17 protein-coding genes are annotated in these 19,144 nt (G+C 60.7%); 16 read left to right on the top strand and 1 reads right to left on the bottom strand.

The genetic code is table 11. From position 1 onward, the window contains the following. The first annotated feature begins 37 nt into the window (after positions 1-37). From dnaJ to GTP46_RS12585, 11 genes are all read left to right on the top strand, one after another. Entirely contained in the window at positions 38-1,162 is a 1,125-nt protein-coding gene (dnaJ, locus tag GTP46_RS12635) for a molecular chaperone DnaJ (RefSeq protein ID WP_161006993.1), read from the top strand. 89 nt (positions 1,163-1,251) lie between these two features. After that, complete coding sequence (can, locus tag GTP46_RS12630; protein WP_161006992.1) at positions 1,252-1,923, top strand: carbonate dehydratase; 672 nt, start codon at positions 1,252-1,254, stop codon at positions 1,921-1,923. 89 nt (positions 1,924-2,012) lie between these two features. Continuing rightward, positions 2,013-2,882, top strand: a complete 870-nt coding sequence (locus GTP46_RS12625; protein ID WP_161006991.1) for a TauD/TfdA dioxygenase family protein — start codon at positions 2,013-2,015, stop codon at positions 2,880-2,882. Between the two features lie 19 nt (positions 2,883-2,901). Next, on the top strand, positions 2,902-3,897 hold the full coding sequence (locus GTP46_RS12620; protein ID WP_161006990.1) for an ABC transporter substrate-binding protein: 996 nt from the start codon (positions 2,902-2,904) through the stop codon (positions 3,895-3,897). Further along, entirely contained in the window at positions 3,894-4,787 is an 894-nt protein-coding gene (locus GTP46_RS12615) for an ABC transporter ATP-binding protein (protein WP_161006989.1), read from the top strand. Before GTP46_RS12620 ends, GTP46_RS12615 begins: the two co-directional genes overlap by 4 nt. Then, entirely contained in the window at positions 4,784-5,656 is an 873-nt protein-coding gene (locus tag GTP46_RS12610; RefSeq protein ID WP_161006988.1) for an ABC transporter permease, read from the top strand. The genes GTP46_RS12615 and GTP46_RS12610 overlap by 4 nt, the downstream gene beginning before the upstream one ends. Positions 5,657-5,774: 118 nt before the next feature. Further along, entirely contained in the window at positions 5,775-6,392 is a 618-nt protein-coding gene (locus GTP46_RS12605) for an ANTAR domain-containing response regulator (RefSeq protein ID WP_161007186.1), read from the top strand. A 349-nt stretch (positions 6,393-6,741) separates the two neighbouring features. Next, complete coding sequence (locus GTP46_RS12600; RefSeq protein WP_161006987.1) at positions 6,742-7,914, top strand: CmpA/NrtA family ABC transporter substrate-binding protein; 1,173 nt, start codon at positions 6,742-6,744, stop codon at positions 7,912-7,914. Positions 7,915-7,929: 15 nt separating this feature from the next. After that, positions 7,930-8,829: a nitrate ABC transporter permease gene (ntrB, locus tag GTP46_RS12595; protein ID WP_161006986.1), complete on the top strand. Its 900-nt coding sequence runs from the start codon at positions 7,930-7,932 to the stop codon at positions 8,827-8,829. A 12-nt stretch (positions 8,830-8,841) separates the two neighbouring features. Next, complete coding sequence (locus GTP46_RS12590; RefSeq protein WP_161006985.1) at positions 8,842-9,642, top strand: ABC transporter ATP-binding protein; 801 nt, start codon at positions 8,842-8,844, stop codon at positions 9,640-9,642. Positions 9,643-9,658: 16 nt separating this feature from the next. Continuing rightward, entirely contained in the window at positions 9,659-10,333 is a 675-nt protein-coding gene (locus tag GTP46_RS12585) for a methyl-accepting chemotaxis protein (protein ID WP_229258924.1), read from the top strand. A gap of 2 nt (positions 10,334-10,335) precedes the next feature. Here GTP46_RS12585 and GTP46_RS12580 read toward each other — a convergent pair whose 3' ends face one another. Continuing rightward, positions 10,336-10,692 (bottom strand): iron chaperone, encoded by a 357-nt coding sequence (locus GTP46_RS12580; protein ID WP_161006984.1) that lies wholly within the window; start codon positions 10,690-10,692, stop codon positions 10,336-10,338. Positions 10,693-10,988: 296 nt separating this feature from the next. Here GTP46_RS12580 and GTP46_RS12575 point away from each other — a divergent pair, with 296 nt between their 5' ends. From GTP46_RS12575 to GTP46_RS12555, 5 genes are read left to right on the top strand one after another with little or no spacing between them, the layout of a single operon-like run. Beyond that, entirely contained in the window at positions 10,989-12,293 is a 1,305-nt protein-coding gene (locus GTP46_RS12575) for an MFS transporter (RefSeq protein WP_161006983.1), read from the top strand. A 13-nt stretch (positions 12,294-12,306) separates the two neighbouring features. Further along, positions 12,307-14,841 carry a nitrite reductase large subunit NirB gene (gene nirB / locus GTP46_RS12570; protein WP_161006982.1) on the top strand — a complete coding sequence of 845 codons (2,535 nt, stop codon included), beginning with the start codon at positions 12,307-12,309 and terminating at the stop codon, positions 14,839-14,841. Positions 14,842-14,851: 10 nt separating this feature from the next. After that, the gene (gene nirD, locus GTP46_RS12565; protein ID WP_161006981.1) at positions 14,852-15,199 is read left to right on the top strand and encodes a nitrite reductase small subunit NirD; all 348 of its coding nucleotides are present in this window, start codon (positions 14,852-14,854) and stop codon (positions 15,197-15,199) included. After that, positions 15,196-16,410 (top strand): NAD(P)/FAD-dependent oxidoreductase, encoded by a 1,215-nt coding sequence (locus GTP46_RS12560; protein ID WP_161006980.1) that lies wholly within the window; start codon positions 15,196-15,198, stop codon positions 16,408-16,410. Before nirD ends, GTP46_RS12560 begins: the two co-directional genes overlap by 4 nt. 9 nt (positions 16,411-16,419) lie before the next feature. Next, on the top strand, positions 16,420-19,140 hold the full coding sequence (locus GTP46_RS12555) for a nitrate reductase (protein WP_161006979.1): 2,721 nt from the start codon (positions 16,420-16,422) through the stop codon (positions 19,138-19,140). The last annotated feature ends 4 nt before the right edge of the window (positions 19,141-19,144 follow it).

Below are 19,144 nucleotides of genomic sequence, written 5' to 3'. Positions count from 1 at the left end.
ATAAATCAGTACAGAATATAAGCAAGGTTACGACAATATGGCAAAGCGTGATTTCTACGAGATACTCGGTGTCGCAAAGAGCGCAACCGAAGACGAGATCAAGAAGGCCTATCGCAAACTGGCTATGAAGTACCATCCGGACCGCAATCCGGATAGCAAGGACGCGGAAGACAAGTTCAAGGAAGTCAAAGAAGCCTACGAAATGCTGACCAATCCGGAGAAGCGCGAAGCGTATGACCGTTACGGTCACGCTGGCGTGGACCCGAATGCGGGCGCAGGTTTCGGCGGCGGCGGCGCTGGCGGTTTCGGCGATGCGTTTGGCGACATCTTCGGCGACATCTTTGGCGGTGGCCGCGGCCGCAGCCAGGGCCCGCAGGTGTACCGCGGCGCCGACCTGCGCTACAACCTCGAGATCACCCTGGAGCAGGCCGCACACGGCTTCGACACCACCATCCGCGTGCCGTCGTGGGACAAGTGCGACACCTGCCACGGTTCCGGCGCCAAGCCAGGCACCTCGCCGGTGACTTGCTCGACCTGCGCCGGCCACGGCCAGGTGCGCATGCAGCAGGGCTTCTTCAGCATCCAGCAGACCTGCCCGAAATGCCACGGCACCGGCAAGATCATTCCTGAGCCATGCGCTGCATGCGCCGGCCAGGGCCGCATCAAGCGCAACAAGACGCTGGAAGTGAAGATCCCGGTCGGTATCGACAACGGCATGCGTATCCGCTCGTCCGGCAACGGCGAGCCGGGCACCAATGGCGGGCCGTCGGGCGACTTGTACGTGGAAATCCACATCAAGGCGCACCCGGTGTTCCAGCGCGAAGGTGACGACCTGCATTGCGAAATGCCGATCTCGTTTGCCAAGGCAGCCTTGGGCGGCGAAATCGAAGTGCCGACATTGTCTGGTAAAGTATCGTTTACGATCCCTGAAGGCACCCAGTCGGGCAAGACCTTCCGCCTCAAAGGCAAGGGCATCAAAGGCGTGCGTTCCGGCTTTGCGGGCGACTTGTTCTGCCACGTGGCAGTTGAGACCCCGATCAAGCTGACCGACAAGCAGAAGGAACTGCTGCGCGAGTTTGAGAAATCCACCACTGAGGGCGGCTCCAAGCACAGCCCACAGACGAAGACCTGGCGCGACAAGGTGAAGGACTTTTTTGAGTAATTTGCCGGTCACGCAAGCTTGGTAACATCGGACCGCCGCGCTGCCTTTTTTGGCAGACCGGCGGTCTTCTTATGTACGAGAGGAGCATCATGGAAAGCCTGAAAAACAGCACATCCCCCCTGCGCCACCTGCTGGAGAACAACCGTCAGTGGGCCGCATCGGAAGTTGAACGTGACCCGGACTTCTTCAACCGACTGGCCACGCAAGCCGCGCCGGAATACCTGTGGATCGGTTGCTCCGACAGCCGCGTGCCGGCAAATGAACTGCTGGGCCTGGCCCCGGGCGACGTGTTCGTCCACCGCAATATCGCCAACGTAGTGGTGCACTCGGATCTGAACTGCCTGTCGGTAATGCAGTTTGCGATTGAAGTGCTGAAGGTCAAGCACGTGATCATCGTCGGCCACTACGGCTGCAAAGGCGTACACGCCGCCATGACCGGCGCCCGCGTCGGCCTGGTCGACAACTGGCTGCGCCACGTCTACGACGTCAACCAGAAGCACGAGCGCTATCTGGGGAGCGTGGTCAACGAGCAGAAACGTTCGGAACGCCTGGTGGAACTGAACGTGGTCGAGCAAGTGAACAACGTGGTGCAAACCACCATCGTGCGCGACGCCTGGGATCGCGGCCAGGAACTGACCGTGCACGGCTGGGTCTACGGCATCAACGACGGCAAGCTGCAAGACATGGGCATCGCTGTCAGCGCCTTGGATCAACTGGCTCCCGCAGTGCAGCAGCGTTTGGCAAAGTACGAAACCGTCTAAAATCCGCATAACGATATCGGATAAGCTTCGTTTTCTAAATAAGGACGGCGGCATAGACTGTATGGCACATCTTTACAAGAGAGTGTGTCATGGCTGCCGTTCTTCAGGATTCTTTTCAGGTTGAGTTGTTCGATGCGCCGCTCGGTGCGGAGATTCTTGGGCTTGACCTGAACCGCCCGCTGCCGCAGCGGGACTTCCAGCGCATTCATAAAGCGCATCTGGATCACCATCTGCTGGTGTTCCGCGATCAGCGCATCACGCCGCAACAGCAGGTCGATTTCAGCCGCCGCTTCGGCCCGCTGCAGATTCATGTGCTGCGCAATTTCCAGCTGCCTTCCCATCCGGAAGTGCTGATCATTTCCAATATCATCGAGAACGGTAAGCCGCTCGGCCTGGGCGATGCCGGCCATTTCTGGCACTCGGACCTTTCATACAAAGAGACGCCCAGTCTCGGCTCGATGCTGCACGCGCAGGAGCTGCCGCTGGAAGGTGGCGACACCCTGTTCGCCAATATGCACCTCGCCTACGACACGCTGCCGGCCGCGCTGCGCCATGCGGTGCAAGGCGCGCGCGCTGAGCACAGTTATCTCGCGCAGTATGAAGAGCTGCGCCGCCGCAGCCCCTTCCGCCCCGCGCTGACGCAGGCGCAGATCGATGAGGTCAAGCCGGTCGAGCATCCGGTAGCGCGCACGCACCCGGAGACGGGCCGCAAGGCGTTGTTCGTCAGCGAGCATTTCACTACCCGTATCGTCGGCCTTCCTGAAGACGAGAGCCGCGCGCTGCTCGCCGAGTTGTTCGCGCATAGCGTGAAGCCGGGGCATGTGTATCGCCATCGCTGGGCGCCGCATGATTTGGTGTTCTGGGATAACCGTTCGCTGATGCACCTTGCCGGTGGCACGCCCGATCATCTGCGCCGCAAGCTGTATCGCACCACCATTGAAGGCGATGTGCCTTTCTAACTCTTCGAAGAGGATGACCATGTTCAGATTGACCGCCGCTGTTCTCGCCCTCTCGCTCGCTGCCGCTACACCCGCGCAGGCCGAAGGACGCATTCGTATCGCCGAGCAGTTCGGCGTGGTGTATCTGTTGCTTAATGTGGCGCAGGACCAGCAGCTGATTGAAAAGCAGGGCAAGAAGCTTGGTGTCGATATCACGGTGGAGCGCTTGCAGTTGTCGGGCGGTTCGGCGGTGAATGATGCGCTGCTGTCGGGCGCTATCGATATCGCCGGCGCTGGCGTCGGCCCGCTGTTGACGATTTGGGACCGCACCAACGGCAAGCAGAATGTGAAGGGCGTGGCGTCGCTGGGCAGCTTCCCTTACTACCTCGTGAGCACCAATCCGAAAGTGAAGTCGATCGCGGACCTGAGCGAGAAGGATCGCATTGCGCTTCCTGCGGTGACGGTGTCGGTGCAGTCGCGCATTTTGCAGTACGCTGCGGCCAAGCAGTGGGGCGAGAAGGAGTTTGCACGACTGGACAAATTTACGCAGACGCTTCCGCATCCGGATGCAGCGGCGGCCGTCATTGCTGGTGGTACGGAGATCAACGGTCACTTCGGCAATCCGCCGTTCCAGGAGCAGGAGCTGGCGGCGAATCCGAATGCGCGCATCATTCTGAATTCCTACGATGTGTTGGGCGGGCCTAGCTCCGCCACGGTGCTGTATGCAACCGAGAAGTTCCGCAACGAGAATCCGAAAACGTATCGCGCCTTCACCGCTGCATTGGCAGAAGCGGCGCAGTACATCGCCAAAAATCCTGAAGGTGCGGCGGATACGTATCTGCGCATCAGCAAGGCCAAGGTGGATCGTGAGCTGCTGCTGAAGATTATCAAGAACCCGCAGGTGAATTTCAGCGTCGCGCCGCAGAATACTTATGGCCTGGCGCAGTTTCTGTACCGCGTTGGTGCGATCAAGAAGCAGCCAGCCAGCTGGCGCGATTACTTCTTTGAAGATCCTGTGATTGCGGCCGGGTCATGAGCCTGCAGGTCGTCAGCCCTACCGGCGGCATCGCACCGCTGCTGCGTGCCGATGGCGTGAGCCTCGAATACGGCGGCACGCGCGCCACGCACGACGTCAGCTTCGATGTGTATCGCGGTGATCGCTTTGTGCTGCTCGGGCCTTCGGGTTGCGGCAAGTCTTCCTTGTTGAAGGCGGCAGCGGGCTTCATCAAGCCAGCGGCGGGCAGTATCTCGATCAATGGCGAGGAGGTGCGCGGGCCTGGACCGGATCGCATCGTGGTGTTCCAGGAGTTCGACCAGCTGCCGCCTTGGAAGACGGTGAAGGAGAACGTGATGTTCCCGCTGCTGATGACTAAGCGTGTGAGTCGTCACGAGGCGGCCGAGCGGGCCATGCATTGGATAGCCAAGGTGGGCCTCAGCGGATTTGAGAATGCGCATCCGCACACGCTGTCAGGCGGCATGAAGCAGCGGGTGGCGATTGCGCGCGCGCTGGCGATGCAGCCGGAGGTGCTGTTGATGGACGAGCCGTTTGCGGCGCTTGATGCGCTCACACGGCGCAAGATGCAGGAGGAGCTGGGACGCTTGTGGGAAGAGCTGCGCTTTACGCTGCTGTTTGTCACGCATTCGATTGAGGAGGCGCTGGTGGTGGGGAATCGGATTTTGCTGTTGTCGCCGCATCCGGGGCAGGTGAGGGCGGAGTTGAATAGCCATCAGTTTGATTTGGCGAGTGCGGGCAGTGCGGAGTTTCAGGCGGCCTCGCAACGCATCCATGGATTGCTGTTCGGCGCGGACGACGCGGCCGCAGGCGCCGTCGCACCGGCGCAAGCCGGTGCCTATGCTGAGCGTGCGGACAAGCGGTCTATGGATTCCCGCGTGCGCGGGAATGACGGGCGAGGGGTTGCGCCATGAGCCTCGTTCTCGATCCGCCGATTCGTCAAGAGCGCGAATATAGCGTCATGCCGCCCGTGCTGCGGCCTGCTGCGCCGGCGCTGCCGCTAGCGCGCAACTTGTGGCAGCAGGGCTGGCTACGCAAGGCCGTCATCCTCACTCTGCTGGCCGCCGTGTGGGAAGCCGTCGCGCGCTGGCAGGCCAACGATCTGCTGTTGCCAACCTTCCTGCAAACCGCGCAAGCCTTCATTGAAGGAATCGCCAGTGGCGAACTGCTGGACCGTGTACGCGTCTCGCTCACCGTCCTGCTGCAAGGCTATGTAATCGGCATCCTTGCGGCCTTCGCCCTGACCGCGCTGGCTGCGTCAACCCGTATCGGCCGCGACTTGCTGGAAACGCTGACCGCCATGTTCAACCCGCTTCCTGCTATCGCGCTCTTGCCGCTGGCACTGCTGTGGTTCGGCCTCGGCAAAGCCAGCCTGCTGTTCGTGATCGTGCATGCCGTGCTGTGGCCGCTGGCGCTGGGCGCCTACGCCGGCTTCCAGTCCGTGCCTGACACTCTGCGTATGGCCGGCCGCAACTACGGCCTCACCGGTCTGCGTTTTGTACTGCACATCCTGGTCCCGGCAGCGCTGCCATCTATCGTCTCTGGCCTGAAAATCGGCTGGGCTTTCGCCTGGCGCACCCTGATCGCGGCCGAGCTGGTATTCGGCACCACCGCCGGCCAGGGCGGCCTCGGCTGGTACATTTTCCAGAACCGCAATGAGCTCTATACCGACAAGGTGTTCGCCGGTTTGGCCGCCGTCATCCTGATTGGCTTGATCGTCGATAACGTGGTTTTCCGTCCACTGGAAACCTTGACGATCCGCCGCTGGGGCATGCAACGCTAGAGGATAGTCTGGCAGGAGTTGTGCGTTGTGCCGTAAAATCTGCAAATGCACATCAAAATTACTGGTTTGATTCTTGCTTGCAGCAGAGTCATGAATCACTCCCATGCGTAAGCCGGCCATGCCTAATTTGCGTATCGTCGTTGTCAACACCGTCATCCATGACGAGGATGACGAGTCGCTGCATGCACAGGCCGAACGTGCGCGGGTGCTGCGCATCGGCCTGCTGGAAGCGGGCTACGACATCATCGCCTCGCTGCCACCGGACATGTACCTGCCCGAGCGCATCGCCCAGCTGCAACCCGATATGATCATCGTCGACGCCGAGTCGGACGCGCGCGATGTGCTGGAACACATCGTCATCGCCACCCGTGACGAGCGCCGTCCCATCGTTATGTTCACCGAAGACCAGGACCCGGAAAGCATGGAAGCCGCCGTGGAAGCGGGCGTGTCGGCCTACATCGTGGCCGGCCTGCAGGGAGAGCGCATCAAGCCGGTGCTGCAAGTGGCGCTAGCCCAGTTTAAACGCGAGCAGAAGCTGCTGGACGAGCTCAGTGACACCAAGAGCAAGCTGGCCGAGCGCAAGGTGATTGAACGCGCCAAGGGCTTGCTGATGGAGCGCCAGCGCTACACCGAGGAACAGGCCTACCAGAAGCTGCGCTCCATGGCGATGAGCAAAAACCTCAAGCTGTCCGAAGTGGCCCAGCGTATTCTCGACGTCGAAGACCTGCTGGGCTAAAACTGCCCACCCAAAATGATGCACCGCGCAAAAGCGGTGCATCATTTTGCCTGAAAAGCCCCTTTTTCCCTGTAAATCCGCTGGCATGGACATTGCATAACGGTATGCAAGCGCAATGATGCGCGGCTGTGTCTTGCCAACGGCGGTAAGACTCACCAGACAACGACGTCTACCAATCATGAATTCGTTTCGTGAGGGTAGGCGTTTTTTTTGGCTCATAGTTATCGACGACTACAAAAAGGGATGCACCATGAACTATAAGAAACTAGGCACGCCACCGAAGACGGAAGCCGTCAACGAAACACGCAGAAAAATCATTCATGGTGCAGGTCTTGTAGCGGGGGGAAGTATGTTGGGTTTGTCGACTGGGGGAGTTTGGGCAGCAGGTTCGGATAAGCCGGAGAAGGAAGAAATCAAGATCGGCTTCATCCCGCTGACCGACTGCGCCTCCGTGGTGATGGCCTCGGTGCTGGGCTTCGACAAGAAGTACGGCGTCAAGTTTGTGTTGAGCAAAGAGGCTTCGTGGGCCGGTGTGCGCGACAAATTGTCCAACGGTGATCTTGACGCAGCTCATGTGCTGTATGGCTTGCTTTACGGCGTACAGATGGGCATCGGCGGCCAGAAGAAGGACATGGCGGTGCTGATGGGCCTCAATAACAACGGCCAGGCCATCACGCTGTCGAAAAAAGTAGCGGACAAGGGCGGCGTCGATGGCGCCTCGCTGGCAAAGCTGATGCGTAGCGATCCACGCGAATACACCTTCGCGCAAACCTTCCCGACCGGTACTCACGCCATGTGGCTTTACTACTGGCTGGCCGCCAACGGCATCAATCCGCTGAAGGATGCCAAGGTCATTACCGTGCCGCCGCCGCAAATGGTGGCCAATATGCGGGTCGGGAATATGGATGGCTTCTGCGTAGGCGAACCGTGGAATCACCGCGCCATCATGGACGGCGTCGGTATCACCGCCACTACCACCCAGGAAATCTGGAAGGATCACCCGGAGAAGGTGCTGGGCTCCACGCTGGAATTCGCGAAAAAATATCCAAACACCTGCCGCGCCATGATGGCTGCGATTCTGGAAGCAGGCAAATGGATCGATTCCTCGCTGGCCAACAAGAACAAGATGGCTGAAGTGATCGCCGATAAATCCTACGTCAACACCAGCAAGGATGCGATCGACCAGCGCATCATGGGCCGCTACCAGAATGGCCTGGGCAAGACCTGGGACGATCCGAATCACATGAAGTTCTACAACGACGGCGCGGTCAACTTCCCTTACCTGTCGGATGGCATGTGGTTCATGACGCAGCACCGCCGCTGGGGCTTGCTGAAAGATGATCCTGACTACCTGGCCGTGGCCACCTCGGTCAATCAGATCGATCTGTTCAAGGATGCCGCCACCATGACCAAGACGCCGGTGCCTAAGAGCCCACTGCGTACGTCGAAGATGATGGATGGTTCCGTGTGGGACGGCAAGAACCCGAAAGCGTTCGCCGCCTCGTTCAAGATCAAAGCCTGATGACGGGAGGATGCCATGAACGCCATGCTCAAACCTGACAGCGCCGAACCTGTCGCCGCTGCCGCAGCTGACGAAAAGCCGGCTCGTCGCCCACGCCGTCCGCTAGCCGCCAACACCACGGCGCGCGCCCGTGCAAAAATCTCGGCCACCGCGTTGAAAATCATCGCGCCGCTGCTGGGCGCAGCCTTGCTGGTGCTGGTCTGGCAGATCATCACTGTGAAAAACAGCACTTTCCCGACGCCGGCCGCCACGCTGCAAGAAGCGATCAAACTGTTCTCCGATCCGTTCTATCGCAACAGCCCTAACGACCAGGGCATCGGTTGGAACCTGCTGGCATCCTTGCAGCGCGTGGGCATGGGCTTCGGCCTGGCGGCGCTGGTCGGTATTCCACTGGGCTTCCTGATCGGCCGCGTGCAATTTGTGAACGCCATGTTTAGTCCCATTATCAGCCTGCTGAAACCTGTGTCGCCGCTGGCCTGGCTGCCGATTGGCCTGCTGGTGTTCAAGTCGGCCAACCCTGCTGCGATCTGGTCGATCTTCATCTGCTCGATCTGGCCGATGATCATCAACACCGCCATCGGCGTGCAGCGCGTACCACAGGATTACATGAACGTAGCCCGTGTGCTCAACCTGTCCGAGTGGAAGATCCTGACCAAGATCCTGCTGCCATCAGCGCTGCCATTTGTGCTGACTGGCGTGCGCCTGTCGATCGGCACTGCGTGGCTGGTGATCGTCGCTGCCGAGATGCTGACCGGCGGCGTGGGCATCGGCTTCTGGGTATGGGATGAGTGGAATAACCTGAACGTCCCGCACATCATCATCGCCATCGGCGCCATTGGCCTGGTTGGTTTGCTGCTCGAACAGGCGCTGGTAGCGCTGGCCCGTGCCTTCACCTACGAACAAGTATCCAACTAAGGAGCGGCGGTCATGGAAGATAAATTCATCGATATCGAAGCCGTGGAGATGGTATTCCACACCAAGAAGGGTGTATTCCACGCGCTACGTGAAATCGACCTGAAAGTCGCCAAGGGCGAATTCATTACGCTGATTGGCCACTCGGGCTGCGGCAAGTCCACCTTGCTCAACCTGATCGCCGGTTTGCTGAAGCCCAGCGACGGCGTGCTGCTGTGCGCTAACCGCGAGATCGCCGGACCGTCGCCGGAGCGCTCGGTGGTGTTCCAGAATCACTCACTGCTGCCTTGGCTGACCTGCTACGAAAACATCTACCTCGGCGTGGAGCGCGTGTTCGGCGCCACCGAGACCAAAGTGCAGCTGAAGGAACGCACCATGGCGGCGCTGGCGCTGGTCGGCCTGACGCCTGCCGAAACCAAGCGCCCGCATGAAATCTCGGGCGGCATGAAGCAGCGCGTCGGCATTGCCCGTGCACTGGCGATGGAGCCGAAAGTGCTGCTGATGGACGAACCGTTCGGCGCACTGGACGCGCTGACCCGCGCCCACTTGCAAGATGAGTTGTTGAAGATTGTCGCCGCCACCAAGTCCACGGTGGTGATGGTGACGCACGATGTTGATGAAGCGGTGCTGCTGTCCGACCGCATCGTCATGATGACCAACGGCCCTGCTGCCACCATTGGTGAAATCGTCGATGTGCAGCTGGAGCGGCCACGCGACCGCGTGGCGCTGGCGTCGGATGCCAGGTACATGGAATATCGCACTGCGGTGCTGGAATTCCTGTATCGGAAACAGGCGCATCCCGCCAAAGCCGCTTAACTAAAGGAGAAATACGATGCATATGCATGCGCCTATCGCCCCCGCCGCCGGCTCGCATGGCGGCAAACCACTGCCGGGAGAAGTCTTCGGCGCCCTGATTAATTTGTCCGGGCGTCGCCGCTTCACCTCGCAGCGGCTGGTGCTGTACGCCGTGCTGGCATCGCAGCAGCAGGACGGCGCAGCGGCGATTGCGCAAGAGACGCTGGCGCTGTTCCGCGCCGCGCACAAATCGCTGCTGACCGATGGTGATGGCTTGCCGGGCGTATTCTGCCCGGAGCTGGAGCAGGCTTACTTCGGCAAGCTGCAAGGCGACCGCGCCATCACGGCGTTTGCTGATCTGGCCGAGCGCACGCTGCGCGCGATTGCGCAGGATGTCAGCGACAGCGCGGAACTGCTGGGGGAGCTGGTGAGCATCACCACGCCGACGCTGGCGATTCTCAATCAAATCACCGGCATCTACGAAGAACAGGCCAAGCTGCACGCTCGCTTGATGAAGAAGCAGTTGCGTGGCGTGATTACGGATATTGACACCATCAACCGCCAGGCGCGCATGGTGGCTTTTAACGCCCGCATCGTGGCGGCGCGCGCAGGGCAGGCCGGCAAGGAGTTCTCGGTGGTGGCGGGCGTACTGTCCAACATCAGCGGCGAGATCGATGAGATGGTGGCCGCTGCGCTGGCAGCAGCGGGCTAGTGCTAATCCAGCTCCGCCAGCCGTGCGCGCACCAGATCGCGCAGCAGGTCCTGTTCGATTTTCCAATCGACCGGGATCTGGAAGCAATTCTTAAACACCACCAGTGGAGCGAGACGGTCCTTGAAGTCCTCCATGACAAACACGCTCCACGGCGCAAGTGTCAGGTGCTTCTTATATGCGGCTAGCCCCATCACATACTGACCGTCCCGATGAATATGCGGGACGTTCCAAGCCATCTTGACGCTCAGTGCCGGAAATTCGGCCGCGACAAAGTCAATGATAGACCGAAGGGTGCCCGCCTTGGTCTCGTCCACAGCCGCCAGGTAGCTGGCGATCGTCTCAAATTTAGTAGCGCTCATCTCTTGAGGATAGCACCATCGTATTGCACCGATAGCGTGCGCTGTGCACCGCAACATCGCACCGTCGCGCCTCCTGCGCGGTTGTTGAATCGCTCTTTCCCCCTGTAGCGCTGCATTTTCAAGGCTGGCACACCTCTTGCAATGCATAGGGCAAGGGATCAACGGCGATCTCCCCGAAGTACACGAATTCATAGCTGGTCCAAGGACGGACTGGCAGGACAACGGCGTCCGCCCAATCCGGTCTTTGCGACTGTGGTTGTGCGGACGCCTTTTTGTTTTCTGAACGGGATAAAAAAATGGCCAGCAAAGCTACCAGCATCAAGCTCTTTTCGATTTCAACGCCTCAGATGCGGGCGTTCCACTTGACCTGGATGGCATTCTTCGTCTGCTTCTTCGCATGGTTCGCCTGCGCGCCGCTGATGCCGGTGATTAAAGGCGAATTCGGTTTGACGGTGGCGCAAATCGCCAACATCAACATCGCAGCGGTGGCAGTGACCATCGTTGTGCGCCTGATTATCGGTCCGCTGTGCGACCACTTCGGCCCACGTAAAGCCTACACCGGCTTGCTGCTGCTGGGTTCCATCCCGGTGATCGGCGTGGCCTTCGCGCAGAGCTACGAGAGCTTCCTGTTCTTCCGCCTCGCCATCGGCGCGGCCGGCGCCAGCTTTGTGATTACGCAGTACCACACCTCGGTGATGTTCGCGCCGAAAGTGGTGGGCACCGCCAACGCGGCCGCCGCAGGCTGGGGCAATGCCGGCGGCGGCGCAGCGCAAGCAGCCATGCCGCTGCTGATGGCCGCCATGGTGATGCTGGGCGTTGGTGAAGGCTACGGCTGGCGCGCTGCCCTGATCGTGCCCGGCGTCCTGATGATCATCATGGCCGGCGTCTACTACCGCTTCACGCAAGACTGCCCGCAAGGTAACTTTGCCGAACTGCGTGCCGCCGGCATCACGATTGAGGGGGGAAAGAAAGGCGGCTGGGATTCGTTCAAACTGGCTGCATCGAACTACCGCGTATGGCTGCTGTTCGTCACCTACGGCGCTTGCTTCGGTATCGAGATCTTCATCCACAACATCGCTGCCACCTACTACGTCGACCACTTCAAACTGACGCTGGCGCAAGCTGGCATGGCAGCAGGCAGTTTCGGTTTGCTGGCGCTGTTCGCCCGTGCACTGGGCGGCTGGACCTCGGACAAATTCGCCGCCGCCGGCAATCTGAATAACCGCGTCAACCTGCTGTTCGTGCTGATGCTGGGCGAAGGCGCTGGCCTGCTGATGTTTGCCCACGCTGGCAACGCCACGCTGGCTATCGCCGCCATGCTGTTCTTCGGCCTGTTCACCCACATGGCTTGCGGTGCGACTTACGCCGTGGTGCCGTTCGTCGACAAGCGCGCCCTGGGCGGCGTAGCCGGCATCATCGGCGCTGGCGGCAATGTAGGCGCTGTCGCAGCAGGCTTCCTGATGAAGGGCACTGGCGATGTGCAACAAACTCTGAGCATCCTTGGCGTGCTGGTCGCGGTATCCGCCCTGTGCGCACTGGCTGCACGCTTCAGCAGCGACGCCGTAGAAGAATCCGCAATCGCCACCAAGCTGGCAGCTTAATAGGAATCGCATCATGAAAATTATCGTTATCGGCCACGGCATGGTTGGCCACAAATTCCTGGAAAGCCTGGCCAACAGCGGTACGCCGAATCTGCAAGTGACCGTGCTGTGCGAAGAGCCGCGTCCCGCGTACGACCGTGTGCACCTTTCCGAATTCTTCTCGGGTAAATCGGCGGAAGACCTGTCGCTGGTGAAGCCGGGCTTCTTTGAGCAAAACGACAGCATGGTGCTGCGCCTGAACAGCCGCGCCACCGCCATCGATACTAAAGCGAAGACGGTTACTGTCGCCGATGGCAGTGTGCTGGACTACGACAAACTGGTCATTGCCACCGGCTCCTTCCCGTTCGTGCCACCGCTGCCGGGCAAGGAGCGCAAGGATTGCTTCGTCTACCGTACCATCGAAGATCTGGAAGCGATGCTGGAATGCGGCCAGCGCTCGAAGACCGGTGTGGTAATCGGCGGCGGCTTGTTGGGCCTCGAATGCGCCAAGGCCCTGCGCGACATGAAGCTGGAAACCCACGTGGTTGAATTCTCGCCGCGCCTGATGGCAGTGCAGGTGGATGATGGCGGCGGCCGTGTGCTGCGCCGTAAAATTGAAGAATTGGGCGTGACCGTCCACACGGGTAAAAACACCACCGCCATCGTTGACGGCGTGGATGGCACCCACCGCATGGAGTTCGCCGATGGCGGCCATCTGGATGCCGACATGATCGTGTTCTCGGCCGGTATCCGGCCTCGCGACATGCTGGCGAAAGAAGCTGGACTGGTCATCGGCCCACGCGGCGGCATTGAAATCAACAACAACTGCGTCACCTCCGATCCGCACGTGTACGCGATTGGCGAATGCGCGCTGTGGGGCGGCATGATCTTCGGCCTGGTGGCGCCGGGCTATGAAATGGCGCGCGTCGCCGTCAAGCACATGCTGGGCGAAGCGGGCGAATTCGCTGGCGCCGATATGAGCACCAAGCTGAAACTGATGGGCGTGGACGTGGCCTCGATCGGCGACCCGCACGGCAAGGAAGAGGGCAGCCATTCTTACCAGTTCATCGACGAGCGCAAACAGATCTACAAAAAAATCGTGGTCTCCAGCTGCGGCAAGTACCTGCTGGGCGGCGTGATGGTGGGCGACGCCAGCGAATACGGCACGCTGCTGCAAATGATGCTGAACAAAATCGAGCTGCCGGAATCGCCGGAGTTCCTGATCCTGCCGCAATCGGATGGCGCGGCCAGGCCGGCGCTGGGCGTGGATGCTTTGCCTGACAGCGCGCAGATCTGCTCCTGCAATAACATCTCCAAAGGCCAGCTGTGCGCCGCTGTCGCCAACGGCGCTTGCACCATCGGTGAACTGAAGTCGTGCACCACCGCCGGCACCGCGTGCGGCGGCTGCGTGCCACTCGTCACGCAAGTGATGAAGGCCGAGATGAAGAAGCAGGGCATGGAAGTTAACAACCATGTGTGCGAACACTTTGGCTACTCGCGTCAGGAACTGTTCCACCTGATTAAAGTCGGCAAGATCAGCACCTTTGGCGACCTGCTGCACAAGCATGGCAAGGGCTTGGGCTGCGACGTGTGCAAACCGCTGGCGGCCAGCATCCTCGCCACCATCAACAACGAGTTCGTGCTGAAGAAGGAACACGCCAGCCTGCAAGACACCAACGACTACTTCCTTGGCAATATCCAGAAAGACGGTACTTACTCGGTGGTGCCGCGCATGCCGGCAGGTGAGGTAACGCCCGATGGCCTGATCGCAGTCGGCATGGTGGCCAAGAAGTACGGCTTGTACACCAAGATCACCGGCGGCGCGCGTGTCGACATGTTCGGCGCCCGCGTTGAACAGCTGCCGCTAATCTGGGAAGAGCTGATCGCTGCCGGTTTTGAATCCGGCCACGCCTACGGCAAGTCGCTGCGTACCGTGAAGTCCTGCGTCGGTTCGACCTGGTGCCGTTACGGCGTTGACGATTCCATCGGCCTGGCCGTGGAACTGGAGAACCGCTACAAAGGCCTGCGCACGCCGCACAAAATCAAGTTCGGCGTATCCGGCTGCACCCGCGAATGCGCGGAAGCGCAAGGCAAAGACGTCGGCATCATCGCCACCGAAAAAGGCTGGAACCTTTACGTGTGCGGCAACGGCGGCATGAAGCCACGCCACGCGGAACTGATCGCCACGGAACTGGATAAGGCCACGCTGATACAGTACATCGACCGCTTCCTGATGTTCTACAGCCGCACCGGCGACCGCCTGCAACGCACCAGCACCTGGCGCGAAAACATGGAAGGCGGCCTGGATTACCTGAAGAGCGTGATCATCAACGACAAGCTGGGCATCGCCGCCGAGCTGGAAGCCGACATGGCACACGTGGTCAGCACCTACGCTTGCGAGTGGAAAGAAGCAGTCGAAAATCCAGAGACCCGCAAACGCTTCCGCCACTTCGTCAACAGCGAGAAGGGCGACGAGAACGTGCTGTTCATGGAAGAACGCGGCCAGATTCGCCCGGCCACTATCGAAGAGCGCAAACGCGTTATCCCTATCGCAGTCAAGGCAGCTTAAGGAGATTTGTATGCACCGTGATATCCAAACCGATAAATGGGTCGCCGTCTGCAACCTGGAGGACATCGTCCCTAACACCGGCGTGTGCGCGCTGCTGAACGACGAACAAGTGGCCGTGTTCCACGTCGACGACGGCGGCCCGCGCGTGTTCGCCATCGATAACTACGATCCGAATTCGGAAGCCTCGGTGCTGTCGCGTGGCTTGGTCGGTTCGCTGGGCGAGCGCATAGTTGTCGCTTCGCCGATCTACAAGCAGCACTTCGACCTGCAAACCGGCGAATGCCTGGAAGCGCCGGAGCACTCGGTCGGCACCTATCCAACCCGCATTGACGGCGGAAAGGTCTGGGTAGGTTTATGAAACCGGCGCTGGTCGTCATTGGCAACGGCATGGCCGGCATGCGTACGGTGGAAGAACTGTACAAGCTGGCGCCCGACATGTACGACATTACCGTGTTTGGCGCCGAGCCGCATGGTAACTACAACCGCATCCTGCTGTCGCCGGTGCTGGCGGGCGAGAAGAGCATCGACGACATCATGCTCAACACGCGCGAGTGGTACGTTCAGCACAACATCACGCTGCACGCCGGTGACCCAGTGGTGCACATCGATCGCCGCAATCGCATCGTGCGTGCCAAGTCCGGCCTCGAAGTGCGCTATGACCGTTTGCTGATTGCCACCGGCTCCAAGCCTTTCATCATCCCGGTGCCGGGCCATAAATTGAAAGGTGTGCTGGCCTTCCGTGATATTCAGGACGTGGAAACCATGCTGGCCATGGCGCGCAATCATCGCCACGCGGTGGTAATCGGCGGCGGCTTGCTGGGTCTTGAAGCGGCCAATGGCCTGCAACGCCAAGGCATGTCCGTGACCGTGGTGCACGTGACCGACGCGCTGATGAACCAGCAACTCGACAAGCCTGCCGCGCTGCTGCTGCAAAAAGCGCTGGAAGCCAAAGGCCTGAAGTTCATGATGGGTGCGCAGACCGAAGAAATCCTTGGACCTGACCGCGTGACCGGCGTACGTTTCAAGGATGGTGCCGTGATTCCTGCCGATCTGGTGGTAATGACCGCCGGCGTGCGTCCTAACATCGAGCTGGCCAAATCGGCCGGCCTGCATTGCGACCGCGCGATTGTGGTGGACGACACGCTGCAAACCTACGACCCACGCGTGTACGCCGTCGGCGAATGCGTGCAACACCGCAGCGCCACTTTCGGCCTTGTGGCGCCTATCTGGGACCAGGCCCGCGTGTGCGGCGCTCACTTGGCTGGCGCCGGCGTGCGCCGCTACGTGCAATCGACTTCGCCAACGCGCTTGAAGGTGACTGGCGTGGACCTGTACTCGGTCGGTGATTTTATCGGCGGCGAAGGCAGTGAAGATCTGGTGCTGCGTGATGCACGCCGTGGCGTCTACAAGCGGCTGGTGATTAAAGATGGTCGCGTTACCGGCGCCGTACTTTATGGTGACGTCAAGGACGGTCCGTGGTATTTCGGTTTGATCCAGAACCGCGCCGACATTACGCCAATCCGGCAAACCCTGTTATTTGGCGAAGCTCTGTCCAACCGGGCCGCCTGAAGGATTATCTTGAACCTGTCCACCGACCATCTGGCTATCCGTACTACTTGTGCATACTGCGGCGTAGGCTGCGGCGTGCAGGCCACGCCGCTGGCCGACGGCACGATCGCCATCGCCGGCGACAAGCAGCACCCGGCCAACCAGGGCCGCCTGTGCGTGAAGGGTTCTGCCTTGGGCGAAACCGTGGGGCTGGAAGGTCGCCTGCTGTATCCGCAAGTGCGCGATGAGAGTGGCCTGCGCCGCACCTCGTGGGACGAAGCGCTCGGCAAAGTGGCCGATGCGTGGAAGACCATCATCGCCGAACACGGCCCGGATGCGGTGGCGCTGTACGTCTCCGGCCAGTTGCTGACCGAAGACTACTACGTCGCCAATAAGCTGATGAAGGGCTACGTCGGCAGCGCCAACATCGACACCAACTCGCGCCTGTGCATGTCTTCCGCTGTGGCGGGCTATAAGCGCGCCTTTGGCGAAGATCTGGTGCCGGTCTGCTACGACGATCTCGAACTGGCCGATATGATCGTGCTGGTGGGCTCCAACACCGCTTGGTGCCACCCGATTCTGTTCCAGCGCATTTTGAAAGCCAAAGAAGCGCGGCCTGAAATGAAGCTGGTGGTGATCGACCCACGCCGCACTGCTACCTGCGAACTGGCCGACCTGCACCTGCCAGTCAAAGCCGGCACCGATGTGTGGCTGTTCAATGGCTTGCTAAGCTATCTGTCGCGCATTGGCGCAGTCGATCCACGCTTCATCGAGAACCACACCAACGGCTTTGACAATGCGCTGGGCGTCGCTAACGCCGATTGCGCCGATCCAGCCGTCGTCGCCAAAATCTGCCGTATCGAATTGCCGGTGCTGCTGGAGTTCTACGAACTGTTCGCCGCCACCCGCAAGACCATCACCGCTTACTCGATGGGCGTGAACCAGTCGTCGGCGGGTACGGACAAGGCCAACGCCATCATCAACTGCCACTTGATCGGCGGCCGACTCGGCAAGCCGGGCATGGGCCCGTTCTCCATCACTGGCCAGCCGAATGCCATGGGTGGCCGCGAAGTAGGCGGCTTGGCCAACATGCTGGCCGCGCACATGGACCTGGAACGCGCCGATCACCGCGACGTGGTGCAGACTTTCTGGGAATCGCCGGCCATGGCCGACAAGGGCGGCCTGAAAGCGGTGGACCTGTTCCAGGCCATTGAAGAAGGCAAGGTGAAATCGGTGTGGGTGATCGCCACCAATCCTGTCGTCAGCCTGCCGGATGCGGATCAGGTGCGTCGCGCGCTGGAAAAGTGCGAGCTGGTGATCTCCTCCGACATCATGCAGAACACCGACACCACCGCCTACGCCGACGTGCTGCTGCCGGCGCTGGGCTGGGGCGAGAAGGACGGCACGGTAACCAACTCCGAGCGCCGCATCTCGCGCCAGCGCGCCTTCCTCGCTACGCCGGGCGAAGCGCTGCCGGACTGGAAGATCCTGTCGCTGTTCGCGCAGCGTATGGGCTACAGCGGTTTTGATTTCTGTGGCCAGCACGGCGTGTTCGATGAGCACGCGCGCCTGAGCGGCTTCCGCAACGCCGTCGGCGACGTGCCGCGCGCATTTGACATGTCCGGCCTTGGCGGTCTGAATCAGCGCGAGTACGACGATATGGAGCCGACCCAGTGGCCGGTGCGTCGCACCGCCTCTGGCGAGCTGCAAGTTGAAGTGCGCCTGTTCAAGGACAATGTCTACGCACACCCGGACGGCAAGGCACGCTTCATCGCCACCGCGCCGCGCGCGCCGAAGCATGCCGTCAGCGAAGACTATCCGCTGTCGCTCAACACGGGCCGCGTGCGCGACCAGTGGCACACCATGACCCGCACCGGAAAATCCGCCACGCTGGCTGACCACATCGCCGAGTCCTTCGTCGACATGCACCCACAAGATGCGTTGCTGAGTGGCGTGCGCGAAGGCGAACTGGCACGCATCACTTCCGAGTGGGGTGCGATGGTGGCGCGTGTGCAGCACGGCGGCGGCATCCCGCGCGGTGCGGTGTTCATTCCGATTCACTGGAATGGCCAGACCGCATCCGACGCCCGCGTCGGCGCGGTGGTCAATCCTGTGGTGGACCCGGTTTCCGGCGAGCCTGAATTCAAACACACGCCAGTGCGTGTGGAAGAGTTCCGCGTTAGCTGGCATGGTTTCATCCTGAGCCGCTCGGACGTAAACCTCGATAGCGTGGCCCACTGGACCCGCATCCAAGGCCGCCAGTTCGCGCGCTTCGAACTCGCAGGCCGCAACACCATCAAGGACTATCCTGCCTGGGGGCGCGAGCTGCTTGGCGTGACCGACCTTGATGCTGATTGGCTCGAATACGAAGACCGCACCGCCGGCGTGTACCGCGCCGTGCACGTGGTGAATGACCGCATCGATCAGTGCATCTTCGTCTCGCCGCGCCAGGACATGCCTTCGCGCGCATGGCTGGCTAGCTTGTTCGTGAAAGAGCAGTTGAGCGAAATCGATCGTGTTGGCCTGCTGGTCGGCATGCCGGTGGAGAAGGGCGCGGACACCGGTCCTACCGTGTGCTCATGCTTCGGCGTTGGCCGCAACACCATCTGCAACGCCATCATCGAGAAGGACTTGAAGACGGTACCGGAGGTGACGGCTTGCCTGAAGGCCGGCGGCAACTGTGGTTCCTGCGTCCCGGAGATTAAGAAGATACTGGTGCAAACACGCGTGGAAGCAGCGGAGGCCCAGTAAACAA

The sequence above is a fragment of the Duganella flavida genome, assembly GCF_009857445.1.
In the GTDB taxonomy this organism is placed as follows: Bacteria; Pseudomonadota; Gammaproteobacteria; order Burkholderiales; family Burkholderiaceae_D; genus Rugamonas; species Rugamonas flavida.
Note: the sequence above shows the minus strand (reverse complement) of the source record. Positions and strands in the feature narration are given on the sequence as shown.

Excerpts from the sequence above, each read along its gene's own strand:
- GTP46_RS12600 (WP_161006987.1), top strand. The coding sequence starts at position 6,742 with ATGTTGGGTTTGTCGACTGGGGGAGTTTGGGCAGCAGGTTCGGATAAG.
- GTP46_RS12620 (WP_161006990.1), top strand. The coding sequence starts at position 2,902 with ATGTTCAGATTGACCGCCGCTGTTCTCGCCCTCTCGCTCGCTGCCGCT.
- GTP46_RS12615 (WP_161006989.1), top strand. The coding sequence starts at position 3,894 with ATGAGCCTGCAGGTCGTCAGCCCTACCGGCGGCATCGCACCGCTGCTG.
- GTP46_RS12610 (WP_161006988.1), top strand. The coding sequence starts at position 4,784 with ATGAGCCTCGTTCTCGATCCGCCGATTCGTCAAGAGCGCGAATATAGC.
- ntrB (WP_161006986.1), top strand. The coding sequence starts at position 7,930 with ATGAACGCCATGCTCAAACCTGACAGCGCCGAACCTGTCGCCGCTGCC.
- GTP46_RS12560 (WP_161006980.1), top strand. The coding sequence starts at position 15,196 with ATGAAACCGGCGCTGGTCGTCATTGGCAACGGCATGGCCGGCATGCGT.
- nirD (WP_161006981.1), top strand. The coding sequence starts at position 14,852 with ATGCACCGTGATATCCAAACCGATAAATGGGTCGCCGTCTGCAACCTG.
- GTP46_RS12590 (WP_161006985.1), top strand. The coding sequence starts at position 8,842 with ATGGAAGATAAATTCATCGATATCGAAGCCGTGGAGATGGTATTCCAC.
- GTP46_RS12580 (WP_161006984.1), bottom strand. The coding sequence starts at position 10,692 with ATGAGCGCTACTAAATTTGAGACGATCGCCAGCTACCTGGCGGCTGTG.
- GTP46_RS12625 (WP_161006991.1), top strand. The coding sequence starts at position 2,013 with ATGGCTGCCGTTCTTCAGGATTCTTTTCAGGTTGAGTTGTTCGATGCG.
- GTP46_RS12605 (WP_161007186.1), top strand. The coding sequence starts at position 5,775 with ATGCCTAATTTGCGTATCGTCGTTGTCAACACCGTCATCCATGACGAG.
- nirB (WP_161006982.1), top strand. The coding sequence starts at position 12,307 with ATGAAAATTATCGTTATCGGCCACGGCATGGTTGGCCACAAATTCCTG.
- GTP46_RS12575 (WP_161006983.1), top strand. The coding sequence starts at position 10,989 with ATGGCCAGCAAAGCTACCAGCATCAAGCTCTTTTCGATTTCAACGCCT.
- can (WP_161006992.1), top strand. The coding sequence starts at position 1,252 with ATGGAAAGCCTGAAAAACAGCACATCCCCCCTGCGCCACCTGCTGGAG.
- dnaJ (WP_161006993.1), top strand. The coding sequence starts at position 38 with ATGGCAAAGCGTGATTTCTACGAGATACTCGGTGTCGCAAAGAGCGCA.
- GTP46_RS12585 (WP_229258924.1), top strand. The coding sequence starts at position 9,659 with ATGCATATGCATGCGCCTATCGCCCCCGCCGCCGGCTCGCATGGCGGC.